11 protein-coding genes are annotated in these 17,433 nt (G+C 60.1%); 4 read left to right on the top strand and 7 right to left on the bottom strand.

The features are described 5' to 3' along the window. Positions 1–40: 40 nt before the first annotated feature. From AC1RQ9_RS06110 to AC1RQ9_RS06100, 3 genes are all read left to right on the top strand, one after another. Entirely contained in the window at positions 41–1,621 is a 1,581-nt protein-coding gene (locus tag AC1RQ9_RS06110; RefSeq protein ID WP_193733043.1) for an ABC transporter substrate-binding protein/permease, read from the top strand. Next, positions 1,611–2,375 carry an amino acid ABC transporter ATP-binding protein gene (locus AC1RQ9_RS06105; protein WP_275944690.1) on the top strand — a complete coding sequence of 255 codons (765 nt, stop codon included), beginning with the start codon at positions 1,611–1,613 and terminating at the stop codon, positions 2,373–2,375. Before AC1RQ9_RS06110 ends, AC1RQ9_RS06105 begins: the two co-directional genes overlap by 11 nt. Before the next feature lie 626 nt (positions 2,376–3,001). Then, the gene (locus AC1RQ9_RS06100; protein WP_485986014.1) at positions 3,002–5,308 is read left to right on the top strand and encodes a TonB-dependent receptor; all 2,307 of its coding nucleotides are present in this window, start codon (positions 3,002–3,004) and stop codon (positions 5,306–5,308) included. A gap of 515 nt (positions 5,309–5,823) precedes the next feature. Here the strand turns inward: AC1RQ9_RS06100 and rfbA are convergent. Beyond that, a complete protein-coding gene (gene rfbA / locus AC1RQ9_RS06095) occupies positions 5,824–6,717 on the bottom strand; it encodes a glucose-1-phosphate thymidylyltransferase RfbA (protein ID WP_485986013.1) in 894 nt (297 codons plus the stop codon). Continuing rightward, complete coding sequence (gene rfbB / locus AC1RQ9_RS06090; protein WP_485986012.1) at positions 6,714–7,769, bottom strand: dTDP-glucose 4,6-dehydratase; 1,056 nt, start codon at positions 7,767–7,769, stop codon at positions 6,714–6,716. Before rfbB ends, rfbA begins: the two co-directional genes overlap by 4 nt. Positions 7,770–7,986: 217 nt before the next feature. Here rfbB and AC1RQ9_RS06085 point away from each other — a divergent pair, with 217 nt between their 5' ends. Next, a complete protein-coding gene (locus AC1RQ9_RS06085; RefSeq protein ID WP_485986011.1) occupies positions 7,987–9,081 on the top strand; it encodes a L,D-transpeptidase in 1,095 nt (364 codons plus the stop codon). A gap of 317 nt (positions 9,082–9,398) precedes the next feature. On the opposite strand, the gene AC1RQ9_RS06080 is transcribed toward AC1RQ9_RS06085, so the two are convergent. The 5 genes from AC1RQ9_RS06080 to hpnE all read right to left on the bottom strand — a co-directional run bounded on the left by AC1RQ9_RS06080 (position 9,399) and on the right by hpnE (position 17,431). Beyond that, complete coding sequence (locus AC1RQ9_RS06080) at positions 9,399–11,768, bottom strand: phosphoketolase family protein (RefSeq protein WP_485986010.1); 2,370 nt, start codon at positions 11,766–11,768, stop codon at positions 9,399–9,401. Between the two features lie 42 nt (positions 11,769–11,810). Further along, complete coding sequence (locus tag AC1RQ9_RS06075; protein WP_485986009.1) at positions 11,811–13,022, bottom strand: acetate/propionate family kinase; 1,212 nt, start codon at positions 13,020–13,022, stop codon at positions 11,811–11,813. 311 nt (positions 13,023–13,333) lie between these two features. After that, positions 13,334–14,014 (bottom strand): phosphorylase family protein, encoded by a 681-nt coding sequence (locus AC1RQ9_RS06070; RefSeq protein ID WP_485986008.1) that lies wholly within the window; start codon positions 14,012–14,014, stop codon positions 13,334–13,336. A gap of 20 nt (positions 14,015–14,034) precedes the next feature. Then, positions 14,035–16,065: a squalene--hopene cyclase gene (shc, locus tag AC1RQ9_RS06065; RefSeq protein WP_485986006.1), complete on the bottom strand. Its 2,031-nt coding sequence runs from the start codon at positions 16,063–16,065 to the stop codon at positions 14,035–14,037. A gap of 52 nt (positions 16,066–16,117) precedes the next feature. Beyond that, positions 16,118–17,431, bottom strand: a complete 1,314-nt coding sequence (gene hpnE, locus AC1RQ9_RS06060; RefSeq protein ID WP_485986005.1) for a hydroxysqualene dehydroxylase HpnE — start codon at positions 17,429–17,431, stop codon at positions 16,118–16,120. Between the last annotated feature and the right edge of the window lie 2 nt (positions 17,432–17,433).

Genomic DNA, 17,433 nt, shown 5'->3' with positions numbered 1-17,433 from the left:
ACCCCCGACACCTGCCCCATACCCCCGTGGAGCACACCGTATGACCCATTCCATGGCGCAGTTCATGCGCCGCTGTTCTTCCCGCTTCCGCCCCCGTGTGCTGGCAGCCGCCCTTGCCGGGGTGCTGGCCATTGCGGGAAGCGCACAGGCCGCAGAACCCGATCTGCCCGGCTTCATCCATGACGGTACGCTGACCATCTGTACCAATCCCACCCTGCCACCGATGACATTCGTGAACGGTAACGACGTCAACGCCGTGGACGGGATCGACATGGACATCGCCCACCGGCTGGCGGATTACTGGCATGTGTCCATGGTTGTCACGACCATGGACTTTACCGGCCTGTTCCCCAGCCTTGCGGCGCAGCGGTGTTCGATGGTGGCCAGTGGCATCATCAAGCTGCCGGAGCGCGAGAAGAATTTCGATGCCGTCTCCTATCAGGATACAGCGCTGGTGGTCGTGGCGCGCGCCGGTACCCCGCCCCTATCCAGCATGGCCGACCTGTCGGGCAAGACAGTGGCTGTACAGTCGGGCACCAGCTACAGCGCACGGCTGGCAAAGGAAAATGAAACACTGGTCCAGGCCGGTCGCGCGCCCATCATCATCCAGCAGTACCCGACCGAGGACCAGGTGGTGCAGCAGGTGCTGATCGGCCGCGTTTTCGCCTTCGCCAGCCAGGATGTGGAACTGTACTACCGGCAGGAACAGCTGCACGGGAAGGTCAGCGTCATCCTTGTACCGCCCTATCCCGAATACGGGCATTTCGCGCTGTATATCCGCAAGAACGCGCATGACCGCGAACTGCTGGACCAGGCTATCGCCACCATGGGCCAGAACGGGCAGATGGCCGCGATCCAGAAAAAATGGGCCATTTCCCCCGATGTGGCAAAGGCGCTGGCCAACACGTCCCCGGCCCCGATGTTCCGGTGGGACACGTTCTTTTCCGCGCTGACATCGACCGCCTTCATGCGCGGTGCCTTCATCACGCTGGCGGTGGCCGTCCTGTCGCATTTTACCGCCATCATGATCTCGATCCCGATGGCACTGGCGCTGAACGGGCGGGATTCGCTGCTCAAGATGGCGCTGAAGGGATATGTATCGGTATTCCGTGGCGCGCCGACGCTGCTGCAGCTGCTGTTCATATGGAATGCGCTGCCGCAGTTCCTGCCGATCTTCCGCGAGGCATGGTTTACCCCCTTCCTGGCCACATGGCTGTCGCTGTCGATCAACGAATCCGCCTATCAGGTCGAAATCAACCGCGCCGCGCTGGGCGCGGTGGACAAGGGGCAGGAACTGGCGGGCGACGCGCTGGCCATGTCCCGGCGGCAGGTGTACCGCCATGTCATCTTCCCGCAGGCGCTGCGCATTGCGCTGCCGCCCACGATCAATGAATTCATAAGCCTGCTGAAAACCACGTCGCTGGCATCCGTCATCTCGCTTCAGGAACTGCTGGCGGTGACCCAGATCCAGGTGGCGCGTACGTTCGAATTCACGGAATATTACGCCGCCGCACTGGTCTATTACCTCGCCATGGTTTTCTTCTTCCTGTTCCTGCAAAAACGCGTTGAACGACGCTTTGCATGGGCTGACCGTCACAAGGCAACCGCAAATGAATCCTGATCCCAAGACCATGCCGGACCCGTCGGCCATGATTTCGGTGCGTAACCTGAGCAAGCTGTACAAGGACTTCATAGCACTCGACCGGATCAGCTTCGATGTGCAGCGTGGGGAAAAGATTGTCGTGCTGGGCCCGTCAGGTTCAGGCAAGTCAACGCTGATCCGCTGCTTCAACCGCATCGAACCCCATGACAGCGGCATTCTGAGCATTGATGGCAAGATCATCAATGCGCAGACCGACCTTACGCAACTGCGTGCAACAGTTGGTCTGGTGTTCCAGAATTACAACCTGTTCCCGCATCTGAGCGTGCTGGACAACTGCACGCTGGCCCCCCGCCTGGTAAAGAAAACCCCGCGCGCCGATGCGGCGGAAATGGCCATGCGCTTCCTGCAGCAGGTCAATATTGCCGAGCAGGCCAACAAATACCCCATCCAGCTATCGGGCGGGCAGCAGCAGCGCGTGGCGATCGCGCGCGCATTGTGCATGCAGCCCGAGGTCATGCTGTTTGACGAACCGACCGCAGCCCTGGACCCCGAAGCGATTTCGGGCGTGGTCGGGATCATGAATGACCTGGCGCAGCAGGGGATTACGACGCTGTGTGTCACCCATGAAATGGGATTTGCGCGGCATATCGCCGACCGCATCATCTTCATGGACAAGGGCCGTATCCTGGAAATCACGCCACCGGCCGAATTCTTTACAACCCCCAAGACACAGCGCGCGCGGGATTTCCTTGACCAGATGATTTCCTACTGAGGGGCACGCCTCACATCTTGCAGGACAAGGTCTGTCATGACCTGAAATCCGTCCTGTAGAGAGACGGAAATGGAACAAACACTTTCACTGATGAGAGACATGGACGTTCCGGCCCCTCCCCTGATTGAGGCGGTTCGTCCTCGGGGCAAGACACCGCCACATGAACATGATCTGCGGCGCACGATAGATAGATAGAATGGTGCGCTATCGCCACCAGATACGAGAAAGCAGCCACTTCGTTCCTCGTCATCATCCACATCACGGCAGCAGACTGGATCAGACCATAACAGGATCTAAACACCAGATATGTCTTCGCGTCTCACAAGATGTTGTAGCCAAGCAACATCAAAAAAAAACCAAGCCGTTTTCCGCCCCTTCGCACAGCAGCATCCGGCGCATGATGTGAAATTAAATTCTTATAATTATCAATGCGTTATGAAAATTTTTACGTTTGAAAGCGCCAGATTATTGGGCTTTCGATCCATTGGCTACAGATAATGAAAGTATGATTTGGCTTCTTATAAACCAATACACAAGACGCCTTATTGTAAGAATCAAAGCAAGATAAACGGGTTTTTTTGCGCCCTAGAGATCGGTTCTAACGGGAATGAAACAGGAATATCGGCATGAAACTATATTTTTTACGTCATTCCTTCCGTCTTCTGGCTGCAGTTCCCGCATATGTCAGCCTGCCGGCCCTGCCCTGCCTGCTACTGGCATCGACATCACCACTGGCAGTTGCCGCAACGGCACCTGCCAGCGCCCAGTCGGTTGATACGAAACATGCCGCCGCACACCATTCCACGCCACGCCATCAGGGTGCGGCGATGCCCAAGGCATCGCCCGAGCAGATAACAGTAACCCGGTCACATGCGCAGCGTTATCTGGCCACGCCCGGTACGGTCAACACGATCAGCGGGAAGGAACTGCGCTCGCTTCACCTTGAAAGCCCGAAGGATATTGCAGCGTTTACGCCAGGTGTGACGGCAACGAACGCCGTGTCTGGTTCGGCACCCATTTTCTCCATCCGTGGTGTTGGTCTGGATGACTATGTCGGCACCAACATGGGCGGAATTGGTATTTACCTCGATGGCGTGTTCGCCCCCTTCCCCGTCTTCTACACCGGCCAGATGCTTGATATCGAAAGCGTCGCCACGGAAAAAGGTCCGCAGGGCTTTGACATGGGCCGCAGCACCACCGGTGGCAGCATCAATATCCAGTCTGTAAAACCATCCGACAAATTCGGTGGTTATGCGGAATGGGGTTACAGCAGTTACAATACCAACCGTGGCCGCTTTGCCATCAATACACCCATCACCAGCCGGATCTCCAACCGTCTTGCCTTCAATTATGTCAAGGGCGATGGCTGGCAGAAGGACATATCAACGGGCGCGCGCTATGGTTCGCAGGACCTGCTGGCTATTCGTAACCTGACCAGGTTTACGATTGATGATACGTCTTCCCTGCTGCTGAACCTCCATTACACACGCGACAAGGGCACCTCCACTTCACCACAGGATATCGGGCCGGTTTCCGGCGGTGACACTGGCATGAACCCTTCAGCCAATGCGGTCAGCGTGGGCAACGCCGTCCCTCAGCGAAACGAGAATGGCGGGGGCCTGTCCGTCAATTATACCAAGGCGTTTGACTTTGGTGACTTCTCATCCACGACAGCGATCGATTTCTATCGTCGCGATGATACCGACAACTATGACGGCTCCGCCGTTCATGTTGCTGACTACAGATGGAATGATACGGCCATAGCGCAGTCGCATGACATGCACCTGCGTATGAACCCGGCAAAAATCTTCCACCTGACGGTTGGCGTTTTCGAATCATATGACAAGATCGATGGCGACTACACCAGTGACCGCATGCAGTCCAGCAGCGCGCTCTCCCTGGACAACCACTTTTCCCAGCAGAACCTGTCCACGGGGATTTATGTAAACACGGTTACCAATATTACAAAAAAACTGGATTTCATTGCATCGGGCCGTTTTTCATATGACGAACGTGGTTTTGACGGGGGGTCAAGATATTCGGAAATTGGCGCCAATAGCCCGCGGCTTTTACCCCCGTATAATGCCCAGGTAGGCGATGCGTTAACTGGCATCAACCAGCGCCATGACTATCATCGCTTTACCGGGCGTGTGGGCCTGCGCTACCAGATTGTGCCGGGCACTTACGCATACGGCACGATTTCAAATGGCTATAAGGCGGGTTCATATTTTGCCGCACCCGTGCTGGCGGCCGGGGCGCTTGATTATGTCAAGCCGGAAAACCTGATTGCATATGAAGTCGGCATCAAGTCTTCCCTCCTGCATAACAAGATTGAGGTGGAAGGCTCCCTGTTCGACTATGAATATCACAATCGTCAGACCCTGTTCTTCGCACCGATAACGACAACCGAGAACTCGCTTACGCTTGGCACGATCCCGCGTGCGCGCACCCGTGGTGGTGAACTGTCCGCCACACTGCATAACCTGGTGCCCAACCTCGATATCCGTGGTTCCTTTGCCTATCTTGATGCGCAGGTCAAAAGCCCGGTCAACTATATCAACGGACTTTCCCTTGACCCGGCAGTCGCGCACAACTCCCCGCTACCCTTTTCCCCCCGCTTTTCGTGGAGTGGCGTTGCACGCTACAATATCGATATAGACCGTTATCGCGTTACCCTGCAGGCCAGTTACACATGGAAAGACAACATGTGGGCGGCATTGGGTGACCCTAATGCCCAGACCAGCAAGATCAGTTCCCTTGGCCTGCGCATGGAAGTTGGCCCCAAGACAGGCAAATGGACTGCCGCCGTGTATGTTGACAACCTGCAGAACAACAAAGGCACGACCTATTCCTTTACCGGAAGTGATAACAACCGTGCCCAGTACATCCAGACACCGCGCTGGGTCGGCTGTGAACTGCATTACAACTTCTGAAATACCTGTCGGTTATCGGAGAAGTATCTATATATCCTGAATTGCCTGTATATTCTGGAGACGGGACTTCCCCCGTTTCCAGGCTGGCATGACTGCCTGTAATCGTCAGGTGCCAGCAGGATGTCGATTTCCATTCCGGCGCAAACCCGTCCGATACGCCGCCCACAATAGGCGCCCAGCATTTTGAACAGCAGAATGTTTCGACCGGCGTTTACGTCAACACTGATACGACTATCGTCAAGATAGCTCGTTTTCATCGCATCAGGCTGCTTTTCCCATGATGGACGCGCCTATCCTGGCGGCACGGTGCATGAGGACAGCCGTGCGCAATACATACAGACGCCACGCCGGATCGGGTATGAACTGCATTACAAGTTTGGAAAGTAATTCCATTCGAAAGATGCAGAACAGCATATTAATAAAAGTTTTTGGGTGTCGCCTTTTTTTAAAAAGGCGACGTTCCCTGAAGCTTTTTGAAAAAAGCTTCGCCAAAAACTTCTTTCTGATTCCACAATTTACGCGGGTGCCCGCCCGGCAATGGCCATAAGGGTGCGTCCCAGTTCGGTCTTTATCATGCGCTGGGCCAGGGCACGTAGTTGGGTTCCGTCAATATACCCCATGCGGAAGGCCGCCTCCTCGGGGGAGCCAACCAGCATCCCCTGCCGCGACTGCACCGTCTGCACGAACGAGGACGCCAGCATCAGGCTGTCGGGCAGCCCGGCATCCAGCCATGCGCACCCACGCCCGAGGCGTTCGACATTCAGGCTGCCTTCCTCAAGGTAAATCCGGTTGAGATCGGTGATCTCCAGTTCCCCGCGCGGGGAAGGGTGCAGCCCGGCCGCCAGTTCTCCCACGCGCCCGTCATAGAAATAAAGCCCTGTCACCGCCCAGTTTGACGGTGCGTGTTCCGGCTTTTCCAGAATATCCAGCGCATTGCCGTCCGCATCGAATGTCACCACGCCGTAGCGTTCGGGGGCACGCACCTGATAGGCGAAGATCGTGGCCCCATGTGTCCGCTGTGCCGCGGCCCGCAGCATGGCGGGCAGATGATCGGCAAAAAGCAGGTTATCGCCCAGTATCAGCGCGCATGGTGCATCCGCCAGCCAGTCACCCGCAATCCGGAAGGCCTGCGCGATCCCCTCGGGCGCGGGCTGGATACGATAGGTAAAGGACACGCCCAGTGATGACCCATCCCCCAGCAGGCGCTGGAACCGGGGCATGTCCTGCGGTGTTGCAATGATCATGATGTCGCGGATACCCGCCATCATCAGTGTCGAGATCGGGTAATAGATCATCGGTTTGTCATACACCGGCAACAGCTGTTTGCTGGCCGCCAGCGTCATGGGATACAGCCGTGTGCCAGACCCGCCCGCCAGCACGATCCCCTTCAGTCCCGGCGCGCCGGTCATGCCACCTGCCCCAGTCGTTGCCCGTCATAGCGCCGTTCCCGTATGGCCTGCCACCATCTGGCATGGTCAAGGTACCAGCGAACGGTCATGTCCATGCCGGTTTCAAAATCATGTCGTGCCTTCCACCCCAATGCCTGTTCGGCATGGGAAGGGTCGATTTCATAACGGAAATCATGGCCCGGCCTGTCAGGCACGTGCCGGATCAGCCGTGCATGTGGCCCTGCCGGATCGGGACGCAGCCGGTCAAGGATACGGCAGATGGCATGGACCACTTCAAGGTTGGTGCGCGGCTGTCGGGCGCCAATGGCGTATGTCTCGCCCGGCTGGCCCCGTTCCACCGCGCGGACCAGGGCCTCGGCATGGTCGCTGACAAACAGCCAGTCGCGGATGTTCTCACCCGTACCATAGACCGGCAGCTCGCATCCCTCGATCGCATTGATGATCATGAGCGGCACCAGCTTTTCGGGGAAATGCCAGATTCCGTAATTGTTGGTCGTATTCGTAACGAAGGTCGGCAGGCCATAGGTATGCCACCATGCCCGTACCAGATGGTCGGATGCGGCCTTGCTGGCGGAATAGGGGCTACGCGGGTCATAGGGCGTGACCTCGGTAAAGGGGGGATCATGCGGGCCAAGCGCACCAAAGACCTCATCGGTCGAAATATGATGGAAGCGGAAGGCCGCGCGCCGCGTTGCGGGCAGGGCCTGCCAGTACGCGCGGGCGGCCTCCAGCATGGCAAACGTGCCGGTCACGTTGGTCTGCACAAAGGCACCGGCATTGTCGATGGACCGGTCAACGTGGCTTTCTGCCGCCAGATGCATCACCGCATCGGGGCGAAAGGCCGCGAACACGACGCCCAGGGCCACGGTATCGCAGATATTGACCTGGCTGAACGTATAGCGGTCACTGGCTGCCGCAACACCCACCGCATGTGGACTGGCCGCGTAGGTCAGGCAGTCAAGATTCAGGATCTCGTGGCGGGTCTGTGCGATCAGGTGGCGTATGACCGCTGACCCGATAAAACCACATCCGCCGGTTACCAGAATGCGCATGATAATCCGTTACGTCAAAAAGGGTACCAGACAGGAAAAATGTTAATATCCGGCCAACATTACCTGCCTGCCCGCCCCTTTTGCCGCCCCATCAGGATTCCGGTATGATGCGCGGAAAGGATATGCCGTGGATGAACTGCCGCTACGCTGCGCAGGCATGTCCAAATGCGATATACAGGCCAGGCCTGTATTTTTTCGACCAAGGTATGCCGCCTGCATGATGCTCCCCATACGCCTGATCTGGTTATGCACCCTGCCCCTGATCACCGTGTTCATGACAGATGCTGCCGTACAGGCCCATGCCGCCCCCCTGCCCGATGCCGCGATCATGCTGCAGCACGACATGCAGCAGGAACTGGGCGCGCAATCCGCCCTGACACGCCCGAAACAGACCGCACGTGCCATGGCACTGGCAGATGACATGCTGGACCATGCCAGCGCATGGCCACAGGATGAGCAGGTCATGCTGATCGTGGACCGCGCACCCATGGCCCAGTTGATGTGGATCGTTCTGGCCACACCCGCAACGCACCGGCTGACGCCACTGGGCATGGTACCTGTCAGCACGGGACTGCCGGGACGCAAGGAACATTTCCGTACACCTGCGGGCATATTCATCAATAACGGACAGATATACGGCTACCGCGCCCAGGGCACGAAAAACGAACATGGTATCCGTGGCAATGGCGAAAAAGGCATGCGGGTATGGGATTTCGGCTGGCAGACGACCGAGGACTGGCGACGCAAGGGCGCTGTGGCCGTGGTACGGCTGGAGATGCACGCAACCGACCCCACGTTCCTGGAATCCCGGCTTGGACGGGCGGATTCCGAAGGCTGCATCCGCATTCCCGCACGGGTCAACAGTTTCATTGACCGTCATGGTTTGCTGGACCGGCAGCTTGACCTGATCGTCCAGCAGGATGACCCGCAGAAAGCACGCGCCGTACGCGCGCTGCTGGGGGGCAACCACATTTCCACCGCGCTGGCAGGCGACAGGGTCATTGTCGTGGATTCATCCAACCCCGGGGTGCAGATGTCCGATCCGGCGATGGCGCAGAAAATGCAGGACAGTTTCGCGCAGTTCCTGGCCGCAACCGCCCCGCAGCCCGCAAGCCCGGCGCAGGCATCCAGCCCATCCGCACCAACCGCAATTGCCGCAGCAACACCCCCGGCGCAGCCCGTGCAGCTGCCTGCTCCTGCTCCTGCTCCTGCTCCTGCTCCTGCTCCTGCTCCTGCTCCTGCTCCTGCTCCTGCTCCTGCTCCTGCTCCTGCTCCTGCTCCTGCTCCTGCTCCTGAGGACTGGCCCAACTGATTATACTCATGCAAATAAAAATATTCGATTTTGCAATATTTTATTTATTTAAAAATATACCAGTAATATATTTTAAAAATTGATAAAACAAAATTTTTTACTACCGAATTTTCCAAAAATCGGCGGTCTTTGAAGCTTTTTGAAAAAAGCTTCACCAAAAACTTTCTTATGATTGCTGGATATTGCCTGATCTGACTTTTCAAACAGCCTTTGAATTCCATCCATATGCGGACAGGACAACCAGACCCGATACGGACATAAAAAAAAGGGGAAGCAAAAATGCTCCCCCCTTTAATAACCCCTTGGGTTCCGACGCCTTATGACCAGCGCCAGTTCTCGATTTCCGGCATGTCCTTGCCATACTGGGCCACGTAACGCGTGTGTTCGACCAGTTTGTCAGCAATGGCCTGATTGGCGTAAGCCGCCTTGTTCGCCAGTCCCGGCACACGCCGGATGACATTCTGCATCAGGTGGAAGCGGTCAAGGTGATTGCGCACCGTCATGTCGAACGGCGTGGTGGTGGATCCTTCCTCACGATAACCGTGCACATGGAAGTTGCGGCAGTTGGTCCGCTTGTAGATCAGCTTGTGAATCAGCGCGGGATAGCCATGGAATGCGAAGATCACCGGCTTGTCGGTGGTAAACAGGCTGTCGAATACATAATCCTCCAGACCGTCCGGATGCTGCGACTTCGATTCCAGGGTCAGCAGGTCAACCACATTGATCACGCGGATCTTCAGGTCTGGCAGATGCTTGTTCAGCAACTGCACCGCTGCCAGCGTTTCCATGGTCGGCACGTCACCGGCGCAGGCCATGACCACATCGGGTTCACCACCCTTGTCATTGCTGGCCCATTCCCAGATCCCGATGCCCTTGGCGCAATGCGCGATGGCGGAATCCATGTCCAGCCACTGCGGTTCGGGCTGCTTGCCCGCCACGATCACGTTCACACGGTCACGGCTTTCAAGGCAGGTCTTCGCCGTGCACAGCAGGGTATTGGCATCGGGCGGCAGATACACCCGCACCGTCTTGGCCTTCTTGTTCAGCACATGGTCGATAAAGCCGGGATCCTGATGGCTGAACCCGTTATGGTCCTGACGCCATACATGCGATGTCAGCAGGTAGTTCAGCGATGCGATCGGCGCGCGCCACGATACCTCATCCGCCTGCTTGATCCATTTGGCATGCTGGTTGACCATCGAATCCACGATGTGGATGAACGCCTCGTAGCACGACAGGAAACCATGGCGACCCGTCAGCAGGTAACCTTCCAGCCAGCCCTGACAGGTGTGTTCGCTCAGGATTTCCATCACATGGCCATCAACCGCCAGATGGTCATCGTAATCGAACGTCTCGGCATTCCATGCGCGGTTGGTCACATCCAGCACCGCGTTCAGGCGGTTGGAATTGTTCTCGTCCGGCGCCAGCACACGGAAATTGCGTGACGACAGGTTTTCCTTCATCACGTCGCGCAGCCACGATCCCAGCACGCGCGTGGCCTCACCCAGTTCATGCCCCGGGGACGAGACGGGCACGGCATATTCCGTCACATCCGGCAGGCGCAGGTCACGGCGCAGCAGGCCGCCATTGGCGTGCGGGTTTGCGCTCATCCGGCGGTCGCCCTTTGGCGCCAGCGCCGCGATTTCCGGCATCAGGGTGCCGTTTTCGTCAAACAGCTCCTCAGGCTTGTAGCTGTGCAGCCACGTATCCAGCAGCTTCAGGTGCTCGGGCTTGGTCAGGTCGGTAATGGGCACCTGATGGGCGCGCCAGTAGCCTTCCGTGCGCAGGCCATCAACCGTCTTGGGACAGGTCCAGCCCTTGGGCGTGCGCATGATGATCATCGGCCACATGGGGCGCGTGGTGTCATTGTGTTCGCGCGCGGCCTGCTGGATCTTCGATATCGCGGCAAAGGCCGTATCCATCGCCACGGCCATTTTCTGGTGCATGGTGTCCGGGTCATCCCCTGCCACCACGATGGGATTGTAGCCGTAACCACGGAACAGGCTCAGCAGTTCCTCAGGCGAAATACGGGCGAGGACGGTCGGATTCGCGATCTTGTAGCCGTTCAGATGCAGGATCGGCAGGACCGCGCCATCGGTTTTCGGATCCAGAAACTTGTTGCTGTGCCACGATGTCGCCAGCGGGCCGGTTTCAGACTCGCCATCACCCACCACGCAGGCCACGATCAGGTCAGGGTTGTCGAACACCGAGCCATAGGAATGCGACAGCGAATAGCCCAGTTCACCACCTTCGTTGATGGAACCCGGCGTGGTCGGCGCTGCATGGCTGGGAATGCCGCCGGGAAAGGAGAACTGCTTGACCAGCCTGGCCAGCCCGTCCGCATCCTGCGTCACGGCAGGGAAATATTCGCTGTACGTGCCTTCCAGATAGGTGCTGGCGACAACACCTGGCGCCCCGTGGCCCGGCCCCGCGACGAACAGGATGCTGCGGTCCTGTTCACGAATGATGCGGTTGAGGTGCAGGTACAGGAAGTTCAGCCCCGGCGTGGTGCCCCAGTGGCCCAGCAGGCGCGGCTTGGTGTGTTCCAGCTTCAGCGGTTCACGCAGCAACGGATTGGCCAGCAGATAGATCTGGGCAATCGACAGGTAGTTTGCTGCATGCCACCACTTGTTGAACAGCGCGACATCCGCTGCGGACAGCGGTGTTGCGGATGCGGTTTCACTCATTTCCGTTCCTTCCGAGACATTCTATCCCTGTCCGGCCTGCATTCAGGACAGACACATCAGCACATGCCGACGGATTGTTGTTTCCTCATCGGTGGGGATGACCCGCACTTCCACGGCACTATCCGGCATGCTTATGATTTCGCGATGCGCGGCATTCGCCTGCGCATCAAGACGGACACCCGCCCATTCCAGCCGCTTGCAGATCGCAGCGCGGATCAGGGCGTCATGTTCGCCGATCCCCGCGGTGAACACCAGCCCGTCCAGCCCCTGCAGGGCCGCCATCATGGCCCCCGCCTGCTGGGCGAAACGGTAGACGAACAGGTCAAGCGCCTGCGTCACCTCCGGGCTTATCACGGCACGGGCATGCAGGTCGCGCATGTCGGCCGAAACCCCCGATACCCCAAGCAGGCCGGAACGGTGGTAGAGGATATTTTCGATCTCCGCCGCGCCCAGCCCTTCTTCCTTGAGCATGTACAGGATCACGCCGGGGTCCAGATGCCCGCACCGTGTTCCCATCACCAGGCCATCCAGCACCGAAAACCCCATGGTGGTGTCAATGCTGCGGCCAGCCTGCAGGGCACACAGGCTGCCCCCGCTGCCGATATGCGCAACAATGGTGCGCCCCTGCCCCAGATGCGGCGCACGCACGCGCAGGACGGAGGCAATGTATTCATACGACAGCCCATGGAACCCGTACCGGCGTACGCCACGGGCGGCATAATCACGCGGCAGGGCCTGCGCCTGCGCGACCTGCGGCATGGTATGGTGAAAGCCGGTATCGAAACATGCGACCTGCGGCAGGTCGGGATGCTGGGCCAGCAATGCGCGGATGGGGGCAAGGCTACCGGGCTGGTGCAGGGGGGCAAAGGGGGTCAGGGCCGCAAGGCGGGCCAGTATGTCAGGCGTCACCCGCACGGGGGCGATGAATTCCGGGCCGCCATGCACCACACGGTGGCCAACCGCCATGAGATCAACGTCGCCCAGCTGTTTGCCAACCCATTCCATAAGGGTCGCCATGGGGCCGTGATGCGCCGTATCCCCGGCCCCCTCGGCCACGGGAGCCCATTTTTCATCAACCAGCACCCGCCCCGACGCATCCTGGGCGACGAAATGGGGATGGATGCCGATTCCCTCCAGTTCCCCCGACGCAATGCGGTGGCTGGGGGACGCGGCGGTTTCCCCCGGTTCAATGGCAAACAGGGCGAACTTCAGGCTGGATGATCCTGCGTTCAGTGCCAGCACAGCGCGTGTCATGCCTGTTTCCCCCTGTTTTTTTACAACCGGTCGTATGTCACGCCGATCTGCAGTGCCTGACATTGATGCGAATCAATTGGTTGCATCACAGATAACAGTCAGGGAAGCACAATCACAGATAACGACCCGCATGCCATGTCCCCGCCAGACAGGATCCTATCGCGGCACCGCCCTAAAAGTTCATTTTAAATCAATTAGTTACGATCAATATTTTGCGCCCCGCACCAGACACGCGTAGCCTATTGTCACGTCAGCGCATATCACATCCGCGTATGGGATGGGTGCCACCGGCAGATAAGCGCATGGCCCCATCAGGAAAAACGCCGTTCCAGCGCGGCCTTTGCCGCCATGCGCGCCTGCCCCGCATCACGCCCCACCCGGATCAGCGCCGGAATCTGGAACGAGTTGCACAGGATGCTGCGCGCCAGCGCACCCACCGCCAGACTGCCATCGGGCCGCAGCGCCACAACCGCGGCAGGCGGCAGGGTCCGGTCCGCCGGATCGCACACCACGCGCATGACCGCAAAGGGCACCTGCCGGGCCGCGGCCATTTCCGCCACCACGCCACTTTCCATATCTAGCGCCACGCAGCCGGTCTGCCGGAACAGCGCCATCTTGCGTGCAGCCGCGGTGACGATCACGTCACTATGCAGCAGGTCGCCATCAATGACATCCGCCCGGTCCGCCCCCAGCCAGTCCAGCAGGGTGGGGGCCGCGGCCAGACGTTCCCCATTGACCACGACATGACGCGGCATGACGACCGCCCCAGGCTGCAGCGCCGGGTCCAGCCCCGCCGCCAGCCCGAACGACAGCAGCGCGTCCACCCCGCCTTCCAGCAGGTCAAGTACCGCCTGACGCGCACCGGACAGGGTCGCCCCACTCAGCCCGAAACGGGCCGTCGGCAGGAAGGGACGGATCAGGGCGGCTTCCGCCTCCATCCCCACCACAATACCCAGTCGGGAAAATGGGGCGGCAGATACACTGTTGGACATTGCAGGCATTTCCCCCGTTATCAGAAGCCGTAGCCAACGCGGCCGGTATTGCCAATCTGCATGTTCCGGTACCGTGACAGGGCCAGCAGCGGGAAGAACTGACGGTAGCCATGGTACCGCAGGTAAAACACCCTGGGGAAACCTACGGCGTTATACGGTTCTTCCTTCCATTCGCCATTTTTTCCCTGCGTGCGGCCCAGCCAGGCAATGCCACGCGCCACGGCGGGATCATCACGCAGGCCAGCCGCCATCAGGCCCAGAACGGCCCATGCGGTCTGGGATGGCAGGCTCTGTTTATAATCGCCATGCACCCCGCCTTCGTAACTGTCGCAGCCCTCGCCCCAGCCACCATCGGCGCGCTGGTGGCGGCGCAGCCAGTCAACCGCGCGGATGATCATGGGATCGTCATGCGGCATCCCGGCGGCATTGAGCGCACACAGCACGGACCACGTGCCATAGATGTAGTTGGTGCCCCAGCGCCCGAACCACGATCCGTCCTTTTCCTGCTCCCGGCGCAGACAGGCGATACCGCGTTCGATCGCGGCATGGTCCTGGACCTGACGCAACTGCGCCAGAAAGGAAATGCAGCGCGCCGTCACATCCGCCGTGGGCGGGTCGAGCAGCGCGCCATGGTCGGCAAAGGGAATGTGGTTGAGCACGTCGCGGCTGTTATCAACATCGAACGCACCCCAGCCGCCATTGCTGCTCTGCATGCCGATGACCCATTCCCGCGCGCGGGCAACCGCATCCGCATTGGCAGGGTCACCATCGCGGTGCAGCAGCATGCCGACAACGGCAGTGTCATCCACATCGGGGTAATAGTCGTTGGCGTACTGGAATGCCCACCCGCCGGGCCGGACATCGGGACGGTTGATGGCCCAGTCACCCCTGACGTTCAGGATCTGGCGTTCACGCAGCCATTTGCCCGCGGTTGCCAGCTTCTGCTTCGTTTCCTCCGGTGCAATGCCGCCGGGGCCGGATGCGGCCTCGATCATGGCATGACCGGCGAGGCCGGTATCCCAGACGGGGGAGACGCAGGGCTGGCAATAGGTTTCCCTGCCCTGATTGACCAGCAGGCGCCTTACGGCCTCCCACGCGGTCTGCGCACGCGGGTCTTCGTCCGATATCCCCAGCGCGCGGAACATCATGACCGTATTGGCCATGGCGGGATAGATGGCCCCAAGCCCGTCCAGCCCGTTCAGGCGGGGTTCAATGAAATCGACCGCCGCCTTTATGGCCCGACGGCGGGTCTTTTCGGGGATCAGGCGTTCAGCAGGCCGCAGCACCGCATCCGCATACCGGAACACATGTCCCCAGACGGAGCGGTATGGCCCACGAATCCAGTCCCGTACCTTTTTGGGCGATGTCACGAACAGTTCGTGCACATGCACCCGGCGCGGATTGACTGCGGTGGGACGAAGTGCCGCCAGCACCAGCAGGGGTGCTATGACCGTGCGCGACCAGTACGACATGTTCCACATCGAAAACAGCGCCCGGCGTGGCAGCAGCATGATCTCGACCGGCATGACGGGGGCGGCTTCCCACGGCACATCGCCAAACAGGGCAAGCTGGATGCGGGTGAACACATTGGTCCGTTCCGCCCCGCCATGGTCAAGGATGGCCTGCCGTGCGCGCACCATGTGCGGCGCATGCACGCTGTCGCCAATCGCCTTGAGGGCAAAATACGCCTTGACCGAAGCCGACAGGTCGAACTTACCGTCCTGATACAGCGGCCAGCCGCCATGGTCCCCCTGGATACGGCGCAGGTATATGCCGATCCGCTGTTCCAGGTCCGGGTCGATGCGGTTCAGATAATGTTCCAGCAGCACGTATTCCGCCGGAATGGTGGCATCGGCTTCAAGATCAAAGACCCAGTGCCCGTCATCCGCCTGCCGCCTGCCCAGCGCCGCATGCGCACGGGTCACGGCCTGATCCAGTTCGGCCTGATCCAGCGGCGCGTCTGGCGTCACCCTGGGCGTGGCCGCCCTGCGGGTGGATGTGGTCGTCCTGCGGGGACGGGTAACGGTCGGGGTCTCGGTTGTCTTTGCCATTATTCCATGTTCCCCGTGTCATCACGGGGGCCTGTTGCAGATCCGTACATCATCATTTCGGTCGGCCGGGCGCACCCCGACGGGCCTGGACAGCCTGTGCCGCGGCATGGCCTGACCTGATCGCGCCCTCGATTGTGGCGGGCAATCCCGTTGCCGTCCAGTCACCGGCCAGCAGCAGGTTGGGCGCCATGGTCCGCATGCCGGGCCGCAGGCGGTCCTGCGGCACGGTTGCGGCAAAGGTCGCGCGTTTTTCACGCACGATACGCAGCGGCGGCATGGCCACCGGAAGGGGTACTGTCGCTGCCGGGTCGATCGCGGCGCGGACTTCGTTCCAGATGATGGCCGCCAGTTCATCCAGATCGCGCGTAGCGTAGCGGTTGGCGGCGCTGACCGTGACCGACAGGATCCTGTCCTTGACGAACACCCATTCGCTGATGCCGCCCACAACCCCGATGAAGCGGGCCTGCGCCAGTCCGCCGGTCAGCACAGGGGCCTGCGGCAGCAGGAAATGCGCGTTCAGGATCGACTCGAACTGGTCCGGGGCGCTGAACCCCGGCAGGTCGGCCGCAAGCAGGCTGGTCGCCACGGGGGCAGGCACCGCCATGATGACCGTATCTTCCGGCCCCAGCGCAATCCGCTCATTCCCCAGATGCAGGGCCGTGACGCTGCCATCGGCCATCTCGACCGCGCTGACGCGGCTGCCGGTCCGCACTTCGGCCTTCAGTACCGACAGGTGGTCAAGGGCCGGGTCCACGAAGCTTTCGGACAGGCCTTCTGCCGGAAAGCGCGGCAGGCAGTTGCGTCCGCCGCGCGCAAGGCTTTCCTTCACCACCGCACCCAGCAGGGCGGCGCTGCCGGTGTCGGGCATGGTGTTGAGGACGGATATGGCAAAGGGTTCAAGCAGGCGGCGCGCAAGGCTGCCGGGCTGCAGGCAGTCGGACACCACCATGTCCGGCGTTGCCTCCATCAGCGCCAGCAGGCCGCGCAGTTCGGCCAGACGCATGCCCGGCACGCGCCTGCGCTTCGACAGCACCCAAAGCGGCACCCGCCCACGTGACAGGTCCAGCGTCCAGCGCAGCCGGTCGGCAAGGTCCACGAACGGGAAAACCGGTCGCTTCGGCCCCACCAGCGTATCCTGCGCCCCGATCAGGCCAAGATAGCGGTATACCGCCGGGTTGCCCGACAGCAGCAGATGGTTGCCATTGTCGATCCGGCAGCCCAGTTGCCGGTCGAGATAGGACCGTGCCCGGCCGCCACAGGCGGGACCGGCCTCGTATACGCTGACACGCTCGCTGCCGCCCGCCAGTTCAACCGCCGCCGACAGACCGGCCAGCCCGCCACCAACAATATGGACATGTCCCGACATGG

The sequence above is a fragment of the Komagataeibacter ossonobensis genome, assembly GCF_057359305.1.
The sequence above is the reverse complement of the archived record's forward strand: the minus strand, read 5'-3'. Positions and strand labels throughout refer to the sequence as shown.